At 66.7% G+C, this 16046-nt stretch carries 14 protein-coding genes; 7 read left to right on the top strand and 7 right to left on the bottom strand.

Going from position 1 to position 16046, the window contains the following annotated elements; genetic code table 11:
* Nucleotides 1–99: 99 nt before the first annotated feature.
* The 3 genes from AC1VTH_RS00070 to AC1VTH_RS00060 all read left to right on the top strand — a co-directional run bounded on the left by AC1VTH_RS00070 (nt 100) and on the right by AC1VTH_RS00060 (nt 2828).
* Nucleotides 100–1431, top strand: a complete 1332-nt coding sequence (locus tag AC1VTH_RS00070) for an amidohydrolase family protein (protein WP_481333971.1) — start codon at nt 100–102, stop codon at nt 1429–1431.
* A gap of 241 nt (nt 1432–1672) precedes the next feature.
* The gene (locus AC1VTH_RS00065; RefSeq protein WP_293826392.1) at nt 1673–2320 is read left to right on the top strand and encodes a hypothetical protein; all 648 of its coding nucleotides are present in this window, start codon (nt 1673–1675) and stop codon (nt 2318–2320) included.
* A gap of 91 nt (nt 2321–2411) precedes the next feature.
* On the top strand, nt 2412–2828 hold the full coding sequence (locus AC1VTH_RS00060; RefSeq protein ID WP_481333968.1) for a peptide deformylase: 417 nt from the start codon (nt 2412–2414) through the stop codon (nt 2826–2828).
* 91 nt (nt 2829–2919) lie between these two features.
* On the opposite strand, the gene AC1VTH_RS00055 is transcribed toward AC1VTH_RS00060, so the two are convergent.
* Together AC1VTH_RS00055 and AC1VTH_RS00050 are read right to left on the bottom strand one after the other, a co-directional pair.
* Nucleotides 2920–4299 (bottom strand): aldehyde dehydrogenase, encoded by a 1380-nt coding sequence (locus AC1VTH_RS00055; RefSeq protein ID WP_481333967.1) that lies wholly within the window; start codon nt 4297–4299, stop codon nt 2920–2922.
* Nucleotides 4296–5576, bottom strand: coding sequence for an iron-containing alcohol dehydrogenase (locus tag AC1VTH_RS00050; RefSeq protein ID WP_481333966.1), 1281 nt, complete (start codon nt 5574–5576; stop codon nt 4296–4298). The genes AC1VTH_RS00055 and AC1VTH_RS00050 overlap by 4 nt, the downstream gene beginning before the upstream one ends.
* A 304-nt stretch (nt 5577–5880) precedes the next feature.
* Here AC1VTH_RS00050 and AC1VTH_RS00045 point away from each other — a divergent pair, with 304 nt between their 5' ends.
* From AC1VTH_RS00045 to AC1VTH_RS00035, 3 genes are all read left to right on the top strand, one after another.
* Nucleotides 5881–7437, top strand: coding sequence for an aminotransferase class I/II-fold pyridoxal phosphate-dependent enzyme (locus AC1VTH_RS00045; protein ID WP_481333964.1), 1557 nt, complete (start codon nt 5881–5883; stop codon nt 7435–7437).
* Nucleotides 7438–7613: 176 nt separating this feature from the next.
* On the top strand, nt 7614–8603 hold the full coding sequence (locus AC1VTH_RS00040; RefSeq protein WP_481333962.1) for a hypothetical protein: 990 nt from the start codon (nt 7614–7616) through the stop codon (nt 8601–8603).
* Nucleotides 8604–8737: 134 nt separating this feature from the next.
* Nucleotides 8738–9706, top strand: coding sequence for a cation diffusion facilitator family transporter (locus AC1VTH_RS00035; RefSeq protein WP_481333960.1), 969 nt, complete (start codon nt 8738–8740; stop codon nt 9704–9706).
* Between the two features lie 68 nt (nt 9707–9774).
* Here the strand turns inward: AC1VTH_RS00035 and yihA are convergent, their stop codons facing one another.
* The 5 genes from yihA to AC1VTH_RS00010 all read right to left on the bottom strand — a co-directional run bounded on the left by yihA (nt 9775) and on the right by AC1VTH_RS00010 (nt 15666).
* Nucleotides 9775–10362 (bottom strand): ribosome biogenesis GTP-binding protein YihA/YsxC, encoded by a 588-nt coding sequence (gene yihA / locus AC1VTH_RS00030; protein ID WP_481333959.1) that lies wholly within the window; start codon nt 10360–10362, stop codon nt 9775–9777.
* A 48-nt stretch (nt 10363–10410) separates the two neighbouring features.
* Nucleotides 10411–13104 (bottom strand): DEAD/DEAH box helicase, encoded by a 2694-nt coding sequence (locus AC1VTH_RS00025; protein WP_481333957.1) that lies wholly within the window; start codon nt 13102–13104, stop codon nt 10411–10413.
* A 136-nt stretch (nt 13105–13240) separates the two neighbouring features.
* Nucleotides 13241–13918 carry a TIGR00266 family protein gene (locus AC1VTH_RS00020; RefSeq protein WP_481333955.1) on the bottom strand — a complete coding sequence of 226 codons (678 nt, stop codon included), beginning with the start codon at nt 13916–13918 and terminating at the stop codon, nt 13241–13243.
* A 137-nt stretch (nt 13919–14055) separates the two neighbouring features.
* Nucleotides 14056–14724, bottom strand: coding sequence for an amino acid ABC transporter permease (locus AC1VTH_RS00015; protein ID WP_481333953.1), 669 nt, complete (start codon nt 14722–14724; stop codon nt 14056–14058).
* A 33-nt stretch (nt 14725–14757) separates the two neighbouring features.
* Nucleotides 14758–15666: a substrate-binding periplasmic protein gene (locus AC1VTH_RS00010; RefSeq protein ID WP_481333951.1), complete on the bottom strand. Its 909-nt coding sequence runs from the start codon at nt 15664–15666 to the stop codon at nt 14758–14760.
* Nucleotides 15667–15943: 277 nt separating this feature from the next.
* Here AC1VTH_RS00010 and AC1VTH_RS00005 point away from each other — a divergent pair.
* Nucleotides 15944–16046 (top strand): flavodoxin (locus AC1VTH_RS00005; protein WP_481334026.1); only part of this gene is annotated, 103 nt, incomplete at its 3' end.

Genomic DNA, 16046 nt, shown 5'->3' with positions numbered 1-16046 from the left:
CCGCTCGTCCCGGTCTGCTCGCACGCCGCCGAACCATCTGCCTCGCGGCTTTACATAACGGGTACCCTAGCTCCACACAACCAACGACAAGGAGCCCCCATGGCCGCTGATACGCGTCCGACGCTGTTCGTCAACGCAACGATTCTCGATGGAACCAAGGACATGCAGCCACAGCGCAACATGGCCGTGGCCGTCGAGAATGGCAAGATCTCCCGCATCGAGCCTGCCGCAATCGCCCAGGTACCGCAGGGCGGGCGCACCATCGACCTGGGCGGTGCCTACCTCATGCCCGGACTCGTCAACATGCACGTGCACTTCTGCGGCTCGGGCAAGCCTGTGAGCTCGGGCGATGCCGGCGCGCTCATGAAGAAGCTCGACAACCCCATTGGCCGCGCCATCTTGCATCGCATCATCCGTGGCTCGGCCCAGAACCAGCTTGCGAGCGGCGTCACCACCGTGCGCGGCGCGGGCGACCCGCTCTACGGCGACATCGCGGTGCGCAACGCCATCGAGGCGGGAAAGGGCGTGGGTCCGCGCATCGTGGCCCCGGGCACGGGCGTCACCGTGCCGGGCGGTCACGGGGCCGGCCTCTTTGCCCAGGTGGCGCAGGCGCCCGAGCAGGCGGCCGACATGGTGCGCGACATCTACGCCCATGGCGCCGACGTCATCAAGCTGTTCGTGACGGGCGGCGTCTTTGATGCCGAGAAGCCCGGGGAGCCCGGCGTGCTGCGCATGTCCCCCGAGATCGCCTCTGCAGCCTGCGCCGTTGCCCACGAGCTGGGCATGCCTGTGATGGCGCACGTCGAGAGCACCGAGGGCGTGCAGGTGGCGCTCGCTGCCGGCGTCGACACGATCGAGCACGGCGCCCCCATGACGCCCGAGATTCTCGACCTGTACCAGAACGGCACCGCCCAGCTGAGTGGCAGGCCCGCGAGCGTTACCTGCACCATCTCGCCGGCGCTGCCCTTCGTGATGCTCGACCCCGAGAAGACCCACTCGACCGAGGTCCAGAAGACCAACGGCGACATCGTGTGCGAGGGCATCATCAAGAGCGCCCGCGAGGCGCTCGATGCGGGCATTCCCGTGGGCCTGGGCACCGACTCGAGCTGTCCCTACGTCACGCAGTACGACATGTGGCGCGAGGTTGCCTACTTTGCCAAGTACGTGGGTGTTTCCAACGCCTTTGCCCTGCACACGGCAACGCAGGTAAACGCCCAGCTCCTGGGCTTGGGGGATACCACGGGCGTCGTTGCTGTGGGCTATGACGCAGACCTGCTCGCCGTGGCGGGCAACCCGCTCGAGGACCTTGCGGCCCTGCGTCAGCCGCTGCACGTGATGGCTCGCGGCCGCCTTGCCGACCGCCTCAAGGTCAAGCGCTACCCCGAGCTCGATGCCGAGCTCGACGAGATCATGGCCCGTCCCGCGGAGTAAAAAACCTTGCCGCCAAGTCGCGGCGCCCTACACCCACCCATAACGCTCCGACCTCGAGCTTCTTCTCGAGGTCGGAGCTATTTTGTACCAAAATCGGCAAATCTGGACAGGTTGTGGACAGGTTCGTGTCAGTCCGCCCGGGGCTTTCTTTTGACTCGCGCGCCTGAGGGCCCGCGTGGCCCGTACCCTCCCAGCAAAGGGATGCCGCGCGGGGCGGCGCCAAGGCGAGGCGGAGGAAGCCATGACTATCACGGACCTGGTCGAGGACGACATCTATACGATGGCCCACTACTGGAACGGGCGAAAGCGCGAGTTCATCGAGGCGCCCACCGAGGCGTTCGCGCAGATCGTGCGCCCCTCGGTCTACTTCGAGGAAGACCCAGACCCGCTGCTTGAGGGGCAGGTGAGCGCCACCTTCTCCGAGTGGGTGCTCTTTGACTGCCGCCTCGACGAGCGCGGTACCCTGCTCGAGCGCTACATCTCCGAACAGGCCGCCGTGGTGCCCCGCGAGCGGCTCGGGCGGCTGGCGCAGGTCGCGGCAACTCACGTGTTCTCGGAGTTTGCGATCGCAAGCAAGAACCCGGCCGCAGGCACGCTCGAGGTGGTCGACATCTATGACGGCATGTCGCGCGAGGTGCTCGACGTGCGCTCGGCCCGGCGCGACGACTGGAACCACGGCACGATCTCGATGCGCATCGCGCGGGTCAACGGCGTCTGGCTGCCCGTGGGCAAGACCGTCATGTACGACCGCTGCCACTTCGACCCGGCGTGGATTCCCATCGAGGACGAGATGGGCACCTCGGGAGGGCGCCTGCTCATGCTCGCCCACGCGGTATTTGGGGTCGACGGCCGCTACCATGGCTCGCTCAGCCTGCGCGCCCTCGAATGAGCGCGGGCGCTCGCGTCCCCAATCACGTATCATCGAGGGGCACGCACGTGGCCGCGCACCTTACGCGCGGCCCAGAAGAAAGGTCGTCAACGTGATCAAGGACATCATCAAGGACGAGGAGTTCCTCGCGAAGCCTGCCGAGCCTGCCACGGTCGAGGACGCCGAGGTCGCCCAGGACCTGCTCGACACCATGGCTGCCAACGAGGACTGCGCCGGCCTTGCCGCGAACCAGATCGGCTCTTCCAAGGCCATCATTGCCTTCGAGGGCGCCAACGGCCCGCAGGTCATGTTCAACCCCAAGATCGTCGCCTCCATGGCTCCCTACAAGGCCACCGAGGGCTGCTTGTCGCTCGACCGCGACACCGAGGTGCGCCGCTTCCAGCTCGTTCGCGTCAAGTTCGACGCGCTGGTGAACGGCAAGTTCGAGTCGCGCACGCGCAAGTACTCCGGCTGGGTCGCCGAGGTCGTGCAGCACGGCATCGACCACTGCGCCGGCAAGCTGGTGTAGCGACGGGTTTTCTGCTCCATAGATATGCCGAGAGGGGCTGGCGCGCGAGTCGCGCCGGCCCCTCCCTCATAGACGGCCAAGAGGCGTGCGGCTAGTGCACGAACTTGCGCACGAAGAAGCGCTTCCAGCTGGTGTAGGGCTGGTAGCGGAAGGGCGCGTCGAAGAACGTCGCCTTGCTCACGACGCTCTTCTCGTGCGTGAAGGCCTCGAAGCTCTTGCGGCCGTGGTAGCTGCCCATGCCCGAGTTTCCCATGCCGCCAAACCCCATGTGTGAGGTGGCGAGGTGCATGATCGTGTCGTTAACGCAGCCGCCGCCAAAGGCGACGTCGCGCATGACGCGACGGGCGAGCGTGCGGTCCTGGGTGAAGAGATAGAGGGCAAGCGGCGTGGGGCGTCGCTCCACGAAGCGCAGGGCCTCGTCGAGGTCGTCGTAGGCGATGACGGGCAGTACGGGGCCAAAGATCTCCTCGCCCATCACGGCGTCGTCGGGTTCGACGCCGTCCATGATGGTGGGCTCGATGCGCAGCGTGGCGGCGTCAGAGCCGCCGCCCATGACCACCTTGGCGGGGTCGATGAGCCCCAGCACGCGGCGGAAGTGCTTCTCGTTGATCATCTTGCCAAAGGCGGGGTTGGCAAGCGCGTCGTCTCCGTACATCTTGGTGGCCTCGGCGCGGAGAAGCTCGATGAGCTCGCCCTTTATGTGGCGGTCTACCAGCAGGTAGTCGGGTGCCACGCAGGTCTGGCCAACGTTGAGCCACTTGCCAAAGGCGATGCGCCGCGCCGCCACGGCAAGGTTTGCACTTGCCTCGACGATGCAGGGGCTCTTGCCGCCCAGCTCGAGCGTCACGGGGGTGAGGTGGGCGGCCGCGCGCTGCATGACGAGCCTGCCCACGGCAACGCTGCCGGTAAAGAAGATATTGTCCCAGCGCTGGTCGAGCAGGGCCTCGTTCTCGGAGCGTCCTCCCTCGACCACGCTCACGAGCTCGGGCGAGAAGGCCTCGGCGCAGATGGTGGCGAGTACCGCGCTCGACGCCGGCGCGTAGGCGGAGGGCTTCACGACCACGGTGTTGCCCGCGGCGAGCGCCCCCGCGAGCGGCTCGAGCGTGAGCAGGAACGGGTAGTTCCATGGCGCCATGACGAGCGTCACGCCATAGGGCACGCGCTCCACGCGGCTCGTGGCGATAGCGTTGGCGAGGTCGGTGGGGCGCAGGCGCGGCCTTGCCCAGCGTGCGAGGTGGGCGCGCTGGTAGCGAATCTCCGAGAGCGACAGGCCAATCTCGCACATGTAGCTCTCGTCGAAGGACTTGCCCAGGTCCTCGTGAAGCGCGTGGGCGATGTCGTCCTCGTGGGCGCGCACGGCCGCGAGCAGGCGGTCGAGCGCGGCCTTGCGCGCGGCCACGTCCATGGTCGCGTGCGTCATGAAGTATGACCGCTGGCGCTCGACGATGGCCGCTATCTGCTGCTCGTTCACTGCTGGCTCCTTTGCGTCGTTACCCGCCCGGCGCTCGCCCCGTCCGCCCGGGTGGGCGAGGGCTCGTCGGCGAAGCGTCCTCCGGCAACTATACGGTACATGTCCTCGAGCTGGGCGCGGTCCCACAGACGGGGCACGGGGTAGAGCGGGTTTGCCTCGGCGTCTGCGTGGGCGGCCATCTCGGGCACGTCCGCTGCGCGGATGCCATCGAGGTGGCGCGGGATGCCCAGCTGCCCGTTCATCTCGTCGACCCAGATGACGAAGCGTCGGGCGGCCTTGGCATCGGGCGTCTCGCTGGGGCAGATGCCCATGTGTCGTGCGAGGACGGCGAGCCTTGGCGCCGCGCTCTCGCCGTAGGCGCGCAGGACGTGCGGCAAGATCACCGCGTTGGCGAGGCCGTGCGGGATGCCGTAGCGGCCGCCCAGGCTGTGGGCGATGGCGTGGACGTATCCCACGTATGACTGCGTGAAGGCGATGCCCGCCTCGTAGGCCGCGGTGAGCATGTTGGTGCGCGCCTGCCCGTCGCTGCCGTTGCGGTAGGCGTCGAGCAGGTTGTCATGGATGAGGCGCGTGGCGTCGAGCGCCATCTGACGCGTGTGGGCCGTGGTGCTCCGTCCGATGAACGCCTCGACGGCGTGGGTCAGCGCGTCCATGCCCGTCTGCCCCGTGATGGCGGCGGGAAGCCCCTGCGTGAGGCGCCAGTCGTGGACGGCGTAGGAGGGAATGAGGAAGAAGTCGTTGATGGGGTACTTGTAGCGCGTCTTCTCGTCGGTGATGACGGCGGCGAGCGTCACCTCGCTGCCGGTGCCTGCCGTGGTGGGTACGGCAACGAGCGTGGGCAGCCCGCGGTGCACGCGCAAAAGGCCGCGCATGCTCCCCACCGTCTTGGCGGGCTGGGCCACGCGCGCGCCCACGGCCTTGGCGCAGTCCATGGCCGAGCCGCCGCCAAAGCCGATGATGGCCTCGCAGCGGGCGTCGTGGTAGATGCCCAGTGCCTCCTCTACGTTTGCGACCGTGGGGTTGGCAACCGTTCCGTCAAAGACCGCGCAGTCAATGCCCGCGCGAGAAAGTGCCTGCTCAAGGCCCTTGGTTAGGCCAAGGCGCGCGATGCCCGGGTCGGTCACGAGCAAGACCGAGCGTGCCCCCTCCTTGGCAAGGGCGGCCGGCACCTCCTCCACGCCGTGGAGAATGGTGGGCTCGCGGTAGGGGAGGACGGGCAGGACGAGGCGAAAGGCCGCCTGGTAGGTGCGGCACCAGGCCGTGCGCAGTGGGTTCATGGGACTCCTTGCGAGGTAGTGGGCGGGCCGTACCTCGATATGTTGACTAGGTAACATCTAGCGGATTGTAGACATTGGATGTTGAGCGGTCAACAAATGATGGGGCGGGGCACCCCTTGCCGGGAAGCTGTCACCACATGTCCACAAAACGCGCCCGCTCGTGTCTTTTTCGCTCGGGATGGCCGTGAGTTCAATTTTGTGTGCTAGGGTGAGTTCAAAATTGAACTAGCGATGCACATAAGTTCAATTTTGGCCACGAAAGCGGGTCAGGATCCGCTCAAATTGAACTTTTGGAGGCGAGGACATGGAGCAGGAACCCTTTGCAACGCGACTCGTCCAAGCCATGGAGGAGGCGGGCCTCAAGCAGGCAGACCTCGTGCGCCTTGCCGGCGAGACAGGCGAGAAGCTTGGGAAGAGCCAGGTCAGCCAATACGTGAGTGGCAAGGTCGAGCCTCGTCCCGCCGCGCTCGCCCTGCTCGCGAGGCTGCTCGGCACCTCGGCCGAATGGCTTGCGGGCATCCAGCCCGGCCAGGAGGCGCGAGCTAGCGCGCGGCCCGCGGCCGCACCCACACCTGCGACGCGCCTGGCGCCGCCCACCACTGGCATCCAGGGCCACGCGGCCCCAACGACAGGGAGCATCCCCATGAGGCAGTTCAAGAAGTCCAACAAGCTCGATAACGTCCTGTATGACGTCCGTGGCCCCGTCGTCGACGAGGCGGCTCGCATGGAGGTCGAGGGCGAGCGCATCCTCAAGCTCAACATCGGCAACCCCGCCCCGTTTGGCTTCCGCACGCCCGACGAAGTCGTCAAGGACATGCGCCAGCAGCTCACCGAGTGCGAGGGCTACTCAGACTCGCGCGGCCTGTTCTCCGCGCGCAAGGCCATCATGCAGTACGCGCAGGTCAAGGGCCTGCCCAACGTCAACATGGAGGACATCTACACCGGTAATGGCGTATCCGAGCTCATCCAGCTCTCGATGCACGCCCTGCTCGACGACGGCGACGAGATCCTCATCCCCAGCCCCGACTACCCGCTGTGGACGGCCTGCGCCACGCTCGCCGGCGGCCATCCCGTCCACTACCTGTGCGACGAGCAGGCCGACTGGTACCCCGACCTCGCCGACATGGAGGCCAAGGTCACCGACCGCACCAAGGCCCTCGTCATCATCAACCCCAACAACCCCACGGGCGCCGTCTACCCGCGCGAGGTGCTCGAGCAGATCGTCGACCTCGCCCGTCGCCACCAGCTCATGATTTTCTCGGACGAGATCTACGACCGCCTGTGCATGGACGGCGTGGAGCACGTCTCGATCGCCTCGCTCGCCCCTGACGTGCCGTGCGTGACGTTCTCCGGCCTGTCGAAGAGCCACATGATCGCCGGCTACCGCATCGGCTGGATGATCCTGTCGGGCAACCTACGCTGCATGAAGGACTTCATCCTGGGCGTCAACATGCTGTCGAACATGCGCCTGTGCTCCAACGTGCCCGCGCAGTCGATCGTGCAGACGGCGCTGGGCGGCTACCAGAGCGTCGAGACGTACGTGCGCCCGGGCGGTCGCGTGTGCGAGCAGCGCGACTTTGTCTACCGCGCCCTCAACGAGATCGACGGCATTACGGCCGTGAAGCCCAAGGCGGCCTTCTACATCTTCCCCAAGATCGACGTCAAGAAGTTCAACATCCACGACGACGAGCAGTTCGCCCTCGACCTGCTGCACGAGAAGAAGATCCTCGTGACGCGCGGCGGCGGCTTCAACTGGGAGCAGCCCGACCACTTCCGCGTGGTCTACCTGCCGCGCATCGAGGTCCTCGCCGAGTGCATGGACGACCTCGCGGACTTCCTGTCGATCTACCGCCAGGAGTAGGTGGGCGGCCCGCCCAACCAAAATCCACACCAACGCGCGCGTCTTGGCGTTTCGGTGAATGTGGCCGCCGCGCGGCGTTTTCGCAGGTTGGGCCTTAAACTAGTCCGCTGGTGCCGGGCGCCCCGGAAGGGGCACAGTGACGAATGACATAGATGATCTGAGTTGAGGAATCCGGCATGAGGGCGCAAGTGACGCGCCAGATGAGCGCCAGCGAGGCGCAAGAAGGAGACATGATGTCCCAGTTCGAGAACGACGAGATGAACAACGAGACCGTGGCCGAGGTCGCCGAGGAGCAGGTTGAGGCCACCGAGGAGGCTGCCGAGGAGCAGGCCGAGGCCGTCGAGACCCCCGAGGTCGAGGAGCAGCCCAAGGCCGAGGAGGCCAGCGCCGACGACGTCCTGTTCGACAAGGCCAACAAGGCCGCCCGTCTGCTTCGCTGCCGCCGTGCCGTGCAGCGCCGCGAGCAGGAGGAGAAGGGCAACAAGTCCAGCGCCCTCGTCCGCGCCATCAAGCTCCTGCAGCTCAAGCCCAAGATGGAGCAGAAGGAGATGTCCGAGCTGCTGGGCATGCGCCTTCGCGAGCTCGACGCGATGATGGCCGAGGCCGAGAAGAACGACGTCGTGGCCCGCATCGAGCCCTCCGAGCCCGACATGCGCAAGGTCGTCATCATGGCCGACGAGGGCGCCGTCGAGCGCGCCGAGGCCCTCGAGCGCAAGGGCGAGGCCCTCGTCCCCGGCCTCTCCGCCGAGGACATGGAGCAGCTCTCCGCCCTTCTCGACAAGGTCATCGACCCGCTCGTTGCCCTCGGCCTCGACGAGGACCGCGAGGAGCGCGGCGGCTTCCGCGGCGGCGACCGTGGCGGCGACCGTGGCGGCAACCGCGGTGGCTTTGGCGGCCGTGACAGCCGCGGTGGCGACCGTGGCGGCCGTGGTGACCGTGGCGGCTTTGGCGGCCGTGACAGCCGCGGCGGCGACCGCGGTGGCTTCCGCGGCGGCAACGACCGTGGCGGCTTTGGCGGCCGTGACAACCGCGGCGGCGACCGCGGTGGCTTCCGCGGCAACAGCGACCGCGGCGGCTATCGCGGCGGCAACGACCGCGGTGGCTTCGGCGGCCGTGACAACCGTGGCGGTGACCGCGGCGGCTACCGTGGTGGCAACCGCTACTAGGCCTCGCGTTCCAGCCGTGCTGGAGACATCGTGAGCTGGGGCGCCCGGGATTGGCCGGGCGCCCTTTTTTCTTGCGTTGCAATGCGCTATAACGGCTAGATTGCGTCGCATCGTTATTTGGGGGAGACAAGATCATGACCGACTGGCTGTCGAGAATGTTCGTGCGCGACTACGGCCGCGTGAACGACCCCGAGGTCCGCACGTCCTATGGCCTCATGGCGGGCATCGTTGGCATCGTGTGCAACATCGTGCTGTTCGCCGCCAAGGGGGCGATCGGCCTCGTCTCGGGCTCGGTCTCCATCGTGGCAGACGCCATCAACAACCTGAGCGACGCGTCGAGCAACATCGTGACGCTCGCTGGGTTCAAGCTCGCGAGCAAGCCCGCCGACAAGGGCCATCCCTACGGTCACGGGCGCTTCGAGTACCTCGCCGGCCTCGTCGTCGCGGTGCTCGTGACCTCGGTGGGCGTCGAGCTCGTGCGCTCGGGCATCGAGCGCATCCTCGAGCCGCGCGACGTCTCGTTTGGCCTTCCGCTGGTTGCCGTCATGCTCGTCTCGATTGCGATAAAGGCCTGGCTGATGGCCTTCAACCGCACGCTGGGCCGGCGCATCGAGTCCGAGACCCTCGAGGCCACGGCTGTTGACTCGCGCAACGACGTCATCACGACGAGCGCGGTCCTCGCCTGCTCGATCGTCTCGTGGGCAACCGGCGTGCGGCTCGACGGCTGGGTTGGCCTGGCCGTTGGCGCGTTCGTGCTGGTGAGCGGCCTTCTGCTCGTGCGCGACACGGTGAACCCGCTGCTGGGCCAGGCGCCCAGCGACGAGGTGGTCGAGCGCGTGCACCAGATCATCCTCACCAAGCCGGGCGTCCTGGGCATGCACGACCTCATGATTCACGACTACGGTCCCGGCAGGAAGCTCGCGAGCGCCCATGTCGAGATGCCGGCCGAGGCAGACCCGCTCAAGACGCACGCGACGCTCGACGGCATCGAGAAGCAGGTCGAGGCCGAGATGGGCATCGTGCTCACGCTGCACTACGACCCCATCGTCACCGCCAAGGTCAAGCGGCGTCCCGAGGGCAAGGGCGTCCCTGCCGCAAGGTAGAGAAGAGGCCCGCACCTGCGCCGTGGTGGCGAGGGTGCGGGCCTCATGCGTTGGATTGGGCCGTTGAGCTAGAAGTTCAGACGGTCCTCGATGACCTGCTTGAGCTCGTCGATGCCGGTTCCCGTGGTGGACGAGACGAGCACGCTTTTGACGCTCTCGTCGACGCAGAGCTGCTCGCGCAGGTTCTTGGCCTGGACGAGGCCCTTGGAGCGGCTCAGCTTGTCGGCCTTGGTGAAGGCGATGGCGTAGGGGTGGCCCAGCGACTCGAGGTAGCCGATCATCTGGGCGTCGAGCGGGCTTGCGTCGTGGCGGATGTCGACGAGGGCAACGACGAGCTTGAGGTTGCGCTCGCCCTCGAAGTAGCCGTCCATGAGGTTGTCCCAGCGCTGCTTCTCGGTGGCGTTGACGCGCGCGTAGCCATAGCCCGGCAGGTCAACGAAGTCGACGTCATCGAGGGCAAAGAAGTTGATCGTGGTGGTCTTGCCCGGCTTGGACGAGACCTTCACGAGGCCCTTGCGGTTGAAGAGCTTGTTCATGAGCGAGGACTTGCCCACGTTCGAGCGACCCACGAAGGCGACCTCGGGACGAGTGCCGTGCGGCAGCTGGGCGGCCGTGCCCGCGCTCATCGTGAACTTGGCGTGGTTGTAGTTGACCATGGTGGTGCTCCGTTTCTCGGCGGCGGTGCCGCGGGGTTTCGTGCGTGCCTAGCCCTCGAGGTCCTCGGGGGTTCCGGCCTGGTAGCTCGCGAAGACAACCTCGCCTGCGTCCTGCGTCGCGTCCAGGTCGACCGTGGCGTCGATGCGGAAGTCGTTGTCGCCGTCCGCGTCGTGGAAGATCTGGGTGACGTGCCAGGTGTGGTCCGTGAGCTCGTTCGCCTCGTCAACGATAAAGTATGCGGTCGACCTCGCGTCACCGTCGAGCAGAATCTCCTCGTGTTCCTCGTGGAATCGGTCGAGGACGTCGCGCCAGCGGCGCTCCCCCATGCCAAACGTGCCGTCGAGCTCGCCCAGGGTGGGGACCTCCTCGGCGGCAAAGAGGCGCACGCGGCGCCATAGGGCGTTGCGCACGAGCACGGTGAGGCCGTGGCGGTCGCGCACGACGGCCTCGTCGGAGCCTGGAGGCATCTCGTCGGGGACCTCGCCCGCGTTGGCCCACTCGTCGACCAGGCTGGAGTCGGTCGTGCGTACGACGAAGCCCAGCCAGACCACGATGTCATCGAGGTGCTCGGAGCGCTTGTCGAGTGGCACCGTGCGGTCGAGCACGCGCCAGGCGTCGGAGAGGTAGCGCAGTAGCGTGCCCTCGGACCTCGAGAGCTTGTAGCGCTGGATGTAGCTCTTGAAGTCAGCCATCGACTCGAGCATGTCGCGCAGGACGGACTTGGGGCGCAGACAGTAGTCGCGCGCCCAGGGGACCTTCTCGCAGTAGGTGGCGAAGGCAGCCTCGAGCTCGTCCGCGAGCGGCTTGGGGTAGGTGATCTCCTCGAGTCGCTCCATGCGCTCGTCGTACTCGATGCCCTGCATCTTCATCTCGGCGATGGCGCGGCCCTTCGCCTCGCGCTCCTGGGCACGCAGCACCTGCCAGGGGTCCTCGAGCGTGGCCTCGACCATCGAGACGAGGTCCATGTCGTACGTCTCGCTCTCGGGGTCGAGCAACTCGAGGGCGGCGAGCAGGAAGGGCGAGAGAGGCTGGTCGAGGGCAAAGTCCTCCGGCAGGTCGACCGTCAGCGAGTAGCTGGCGGGCGAGGCAAGCGGGCTCGCGGCAGCGGCGGGCAGCAGCTCGGCGAGCTCCTCTGCGGTGGCGCGCGCCTCGTCGGTCTCGGGGGCGTCTTCGTGCGTGATGACGCCTGCATCGATGAGGGTGGCAAAGATCTCGTCGGCGCGGCCCACAAGCTGGGCCTTCTCGAGCGGGGTCTGCAGCGAGTCAGCGATGAGGCGCATGATGCGCGCGTGGGAGTCGCCGCCCTGCTCGGTCTCGGAGAGCACCATAGAGTGGGTCACGCGCAGGCGTGCCACGAGGGTCTCGGGCTCGGCCGCGCAGAGATGCTCGAAGGTGTCCTGGTTCCAGTTGACGAATCCCTCGGGTGCGCGCTTCTTCTTGATCTTGCGTTGCTTCTTGGGGTCGCCGCCGGCCTTGAGCATGAGCTTCGCGTTCTCGATCTCGTGCTCGGGCGCCTCGGCGATGACGCGCCCCTCGGTGTCGAAGCCGGCGCGGCCGGCGCGCCCCGCAATCTGGTGGAACTCGCGGGCGCGCAGGCGGCGCATGCGGTGGCCGTCGAACTTGGTGAGGGCCGTGAGCAGCACGGTGTGGATGGGCACGTTGATGCCCACGCCCAGCGTGTCGGTGCCGCAGGTGACGGGCAGCAGGCCCTGCTGGGCGAGCTTCTCCACGAGCAGGCGGTAGCGCGGCAGCATGCCGGCGTGGTGCACGCCCACGCCGCACCCCAGCAGGCGTTGGAGCGTCTTGCCAAACGCCGTGGTGAAGCGCGTGCCCTTGCAGGCCTGCTTGATGGCCTCGCGTTGCTCCTTGGTGGCAACGCCAAAGCTCGCGAGCGACTGGGCGGTGTTGAGGGCGGCGTCCTGGGCAAAGTGGACGATGTAGATGGGTGCGTCGTCGTTGCGCAGCGCCAGCTCGACGGTGGCCTCGAGCGGCGTGTCGACGTACTCGTACGTGAGGGGCACGGGGCGCTCGGCGTCCGTCACGAGGTCGACGGTGCGACCAGTCTGGCGCTCGAGCGTGCCCGCGATGGCCGTGACGTCTCCCAGCGTGGCGCTCATGAGCAGGAACTGCGCGTTGGGGAGCGTCAGCAGCGGCACCTGCCAGGCCCAGCCGCGGTCCGCCTCGCCAAAGAAGTGGAACTCGTCCATGGCGACGGCGGCCACGTCGCTGCCGGCACCCTCGCGCAGGGCCTGGTTGGCGAGAATCTCCTCGGTGCAGCAGATGACCGGCGCGTCGGTGTTGATCTGGGTGTCGCCCGTGATCATACCCACGTTGTCCTTGCCAAAAGCGTCGACCAGGTCAAAGAACTTCTCCGAGACGAGCGCCTTGATGGGTGCCGTGTAGTAGGCCCGCTTGTGCTGGCAGATGGCGAGGTAGCACAGGCCAAGCGCAACCATCGACTTGCCCGAGCCCGTGGGGGTGCCCAGCACCACGTGGTCGCCGGCGGCAAGGTCGAGCAGGGCCTCCTGCTGGTGGTCCCACAGCTCGAGCCCGCGGCCCTCGCACCACTCGAGGTAGCGCTCGAGGGCCTCGTCGGCGTCGAGCGGGGCCTCTGGCTCGTAGTCCGGCCACTGCTCGGGGTCAAACCATAGGTCGGGGACGAGCTCGCCCAAGGACCCGGGCGCAAACGGGTCGCGCTCGGGGGCGTCCTGCGTGTTGTTTTCTGGCGTGTCTGTTGCCACGGGCGTGCTCCTTGGCTGCGGTGTTTTTCTCGCACTCCATCTTAGCCGAGGAAGCAGACACCAATTGAGCCATAAGAAAACTCGCCGGGGCATGCGTCCCGGCGAGTTCCATTCGCGAGTCTGTGGCGGCTGTGCGCTAGTCGTTTCCCCGGGGCATGAGCGGGGCGAGGGCGGCGACAAGCCCGGTGATGGGCATGGTCTGTAGCCAGATGCGCCCTGGGCCGGTCAGAACAGTGTTGAAAAGACCCTCTCCGCCAAAGAGGACGTTCTTGGCGCCCTTGATCGTCTGCGTGTCGATGCCGACGCTCTCTTCGAAGCCGGCCACATTACCCGTGTCGACGATCATCTGCTGGCCCGCGGCGAGCTGGTACTCAACGAGGTCGCCGTCAATTTCGGCAAAGGTCATGCCAGACCCGGAGAGCTTCTGCATGATGAAGCCCTCTCCGCCAAAGAGGCCAGTCTTCGCCTTCTTGTTGAAGTGGACGCTCAGGCTCACGCCGGGCTCTGCCGCCAGGAAGGAGCGCTTCTGGAGAATCCAGGAGCGGCCCGGCTCGATTTTGAGGGGCATGATCTTTCCGGGGAACGACGAGCCAAAGGCAATCATGCCAGCGCCTCGCGCCCGATAGACGTTCTGGAACATCGACTCGCCCGAGAAGGCCTTCGAGAACATCTTGCCCAGTCCGCCGCCGGTGGTCGACATCTCCATGTTCGGGGTCATCCAGACCATGGACCCACTCTCGGTCACCATCGACTCTCCGTCCGAGAGGTTGCAGGTGACAACAGGGAACTCTCCGCCAATAATCTTGTATTCCATGGTTGCTCCGTTCCGCGGCTCGTGGGCGTGGGGCGCAGGCCCCATAGCCACCATAAGCCGTGCGAGCGCAAGCGGACGTGGCGGGGCGTGGGAGCGCGATGGAATGCCGTGCGCTTTCGGTGAGCGAGGCGCAACTCTTAGCGGCGGCTTGCTCCCTGGGGCTCGCGCAGGCGCCGCTCGAGCTGGTTGGCGACGAGCGTGAGCAGCATCACGATGACGTAGTAGACGATGGCCACGACGACGAACGGCTCGAACGCGCGGTAGGTGAGGGCCTGCACGCTCTGGGCGGCGCGCATCATGTCCATGAGGCCAATCGTGGCAACGAGCGACGAGCTCTTGAGCACCGTGATGACCTCGTTGACGAGCGCGGGCGCCACCGAGCGCAGTGCCTGGGGAATGATGACGTCGGCCATCATCGTGACGTAGGGCAGGCCCAGCGCGTGGCTCGCGTCGTACTGGCCCCGGTCGACCCCCTCGATGCCGCCGCGCAGGGTCTCTGACACCGTGGCCGAGCCGTTGAGTCCCAGCGTGAGCACGCTTGCGGCGAACATCGTGATCTTGTAGCCCGTGAGCTGGGGCGTCGCGAAGTAGACGATGAACAGCAAGACGATGAGCGGGATGCCGCGGAACAGCGACGTGTAGAAGTCGAGCAGCAGGCGCAGCGGCCGGCAGGGGAGTACCTTGAGCACCGCGATGACGGCGCCCAGGGCAAACGCGAGCACGAGGGCGGCCCCCGTCACCTCGAGGGTGACGGCCAGGCCGCCCCAGAACATGGGCGCATAGGGCTCAATGACCGAGAAGTTCATCCGTGCCGCTCTCAGGCGAATCGGTGCGGGGCGCTACTTGGCGCTGGTCACGACGCCGGTGGTGGGCTGGCCCGAGGCGCTCGTGTCGCCGTTCCAGGCAAAGTCCTCGCCCACGTATTGGCTGATGTAGCCGTCGATGGTGCCGTCCTCGAGCATCTCGGCGATGCAGGCGTCGAAGGCACCCACGAACGAGGCGCCCTTGGTGGCCATCACGCGGTAGACGCCCACGTAGTCCTTGGTCTCGGAGCGGTCGAGCAGGCCCAGGACGAGGCCCTCGTTGGCGTCGCGCATCGACTGTCCCTCGGCGCCATCGCACAGGTAGGCGTCGACGCGGCCGGCGAGGACCTCCTGCAGGCACTGGTCGCCGCCGTCGTAGGTGTGGATGTCGGCGTCGGGCATGACCGCGGCGATGAACTTGTTCTGGACGGTGCCCGTGGTGCAGGCGATGGACTTGCCCTTGAGGTCCTCGACCTTCTTGACCTCGTCGCTCATCGTGAGGACGCCCACGAGCGGCTGGTAGTAGCCACGCGTGAAGTCATAGGTCTGCTCGCGCTCCTCGTTGGCCGACATGGCCATCGTGAAGGAGGTGCCGGAGCTCTGGACCGAGGCGAGGGTCGCGGCGAACTCCTGCGGCTCGAAGTCGTAGGTAAAGCCCAGGCGGCTTGCCATCTCGTCGGCGATGGCGATGTCGAGGCCCACGACCTTCTGGCTGCCGTCGCCCTGAACCTCAAGGTAGCGGTAGGGGGCAAAGGCGTCGTCGCCCACAAAGGTGAGCTTGGCGCCCGCGACGTCGGCAGCGGCCTCGGTGGTCGCGGGGGCGTCCGCCGCCTGCTGGGAGGAGCCGCAGCCGGCAAGCGCCAGCGGCGTCGCGGCGGCTCCTGCGGCCATAAGCTTGAGGAACCCGCGGCGGTCGATGCTTGCGGGGCGGTTCTGGTTGGACATGCGTATCTCTCCCTTGTGTCACGGCGCCGCTGGGACGCCGATGCAACTCGTGTCGTTACAGTGTAAACCACTATTCACCTAGGCGTTTAGTAGGCTTATCCCCTTGGCGTAGAAGGTCTCGCATCGTGGCCGCCACCCATCGTCAACCCTGACGAGAAAGGTTTCTCGCTGCCATTCGCTGCATGCATAGCAACGCCGAGACATTGGGCATTGGTATGGGGATGCCAATGATGCTTGAATATAAGCGACGCAACGTCATCAACTGAAAGGAACGACCATGTCCAAGACCCTCGTTGCCTACTTCAGCGCCACCGGAACCACCAAGCGCGTCGCCCGGGCTGTTGCCGATGCCGCCGGAGCGGACCTCGTCGAGATTGCCC

Source organism: Parolsenella sp. (genome assembly GCF_982402205.1).
Note: the sequence above shows the minus strand (reverse complement) of the source record. Positions and strands in the feature narration are given on the sequence as shown.

Coding starts and splice junctions, on each gene's coding strand:
- AC1VTH_RS00050 (WP_481333966.1), bottom strand. CDS start 5,576: ATGAACCCACTGCGCACGGCCTGGTGCCGCACCTACCAGGCGGCCTTT.
- AC1VTH_RS00020 (WP_481333955.1), bottom strand. CDS start 13,918: ATGGAATACAAGATTATTGGCGGAGAGTTCCCTGTTGTCACCTGCAAC.
- AC1VTH_RS00065 (WP_293826392.1), top strand. CDS start 1,673: ATGACTATCACGGACCTGGTCGAGGACGACATCTATACGATGGCCCAC.
- AC1VTH_RS00070 (WP_481333971.1), top strand. CDS start 100: ATGGCCGCTGATACGCGTCCGACGCTGTTCGTCAACGCAACGATTCTC.
- AC1VTH_RS00015 (WP_481333953.1), bottom strand. CDS start 14,724: ATGAACTTCTCGGTCATTGAGCCCTATGCGCCCATGTTCTGGGGCGGC.
- AC1VTH_RS00010 (WP_481333951.1), bottom strand. CDS start 15,666: ATGTCCAACCAGAACCGCCCCGCAAGCATCGACCGCCGCGGGTTCCTC.
- AC1VTH_RS00045 (WP_481333964.1), top strand. CDS start 5,881: ATGGAGCAGGAACCCTTTGCAACGCGACTCGTCCAAGCCATGGAGGAG.
- AC1VTH_RS00035 (WP_481333960.1), top strand. CDS start 8,738: ATGACCGACTGGCTGTCGAGAATGTTCGTGCGCGACTACGGCCGCGTG.
- yihA (WP_481333959.1), bottom strand. CDS start 10,362: ATGGTCAACTACAACCACGCCAAGTTCACGATGAGCGCGGGCACGGCC.
- AC1VTH_RS00040 (WP_481333962.1), top strand. CDS start 7,614: ATGAGGGCGCAAGTGACGCGCCAGATGAGCGCCAGCGAGGCGCAAGAA.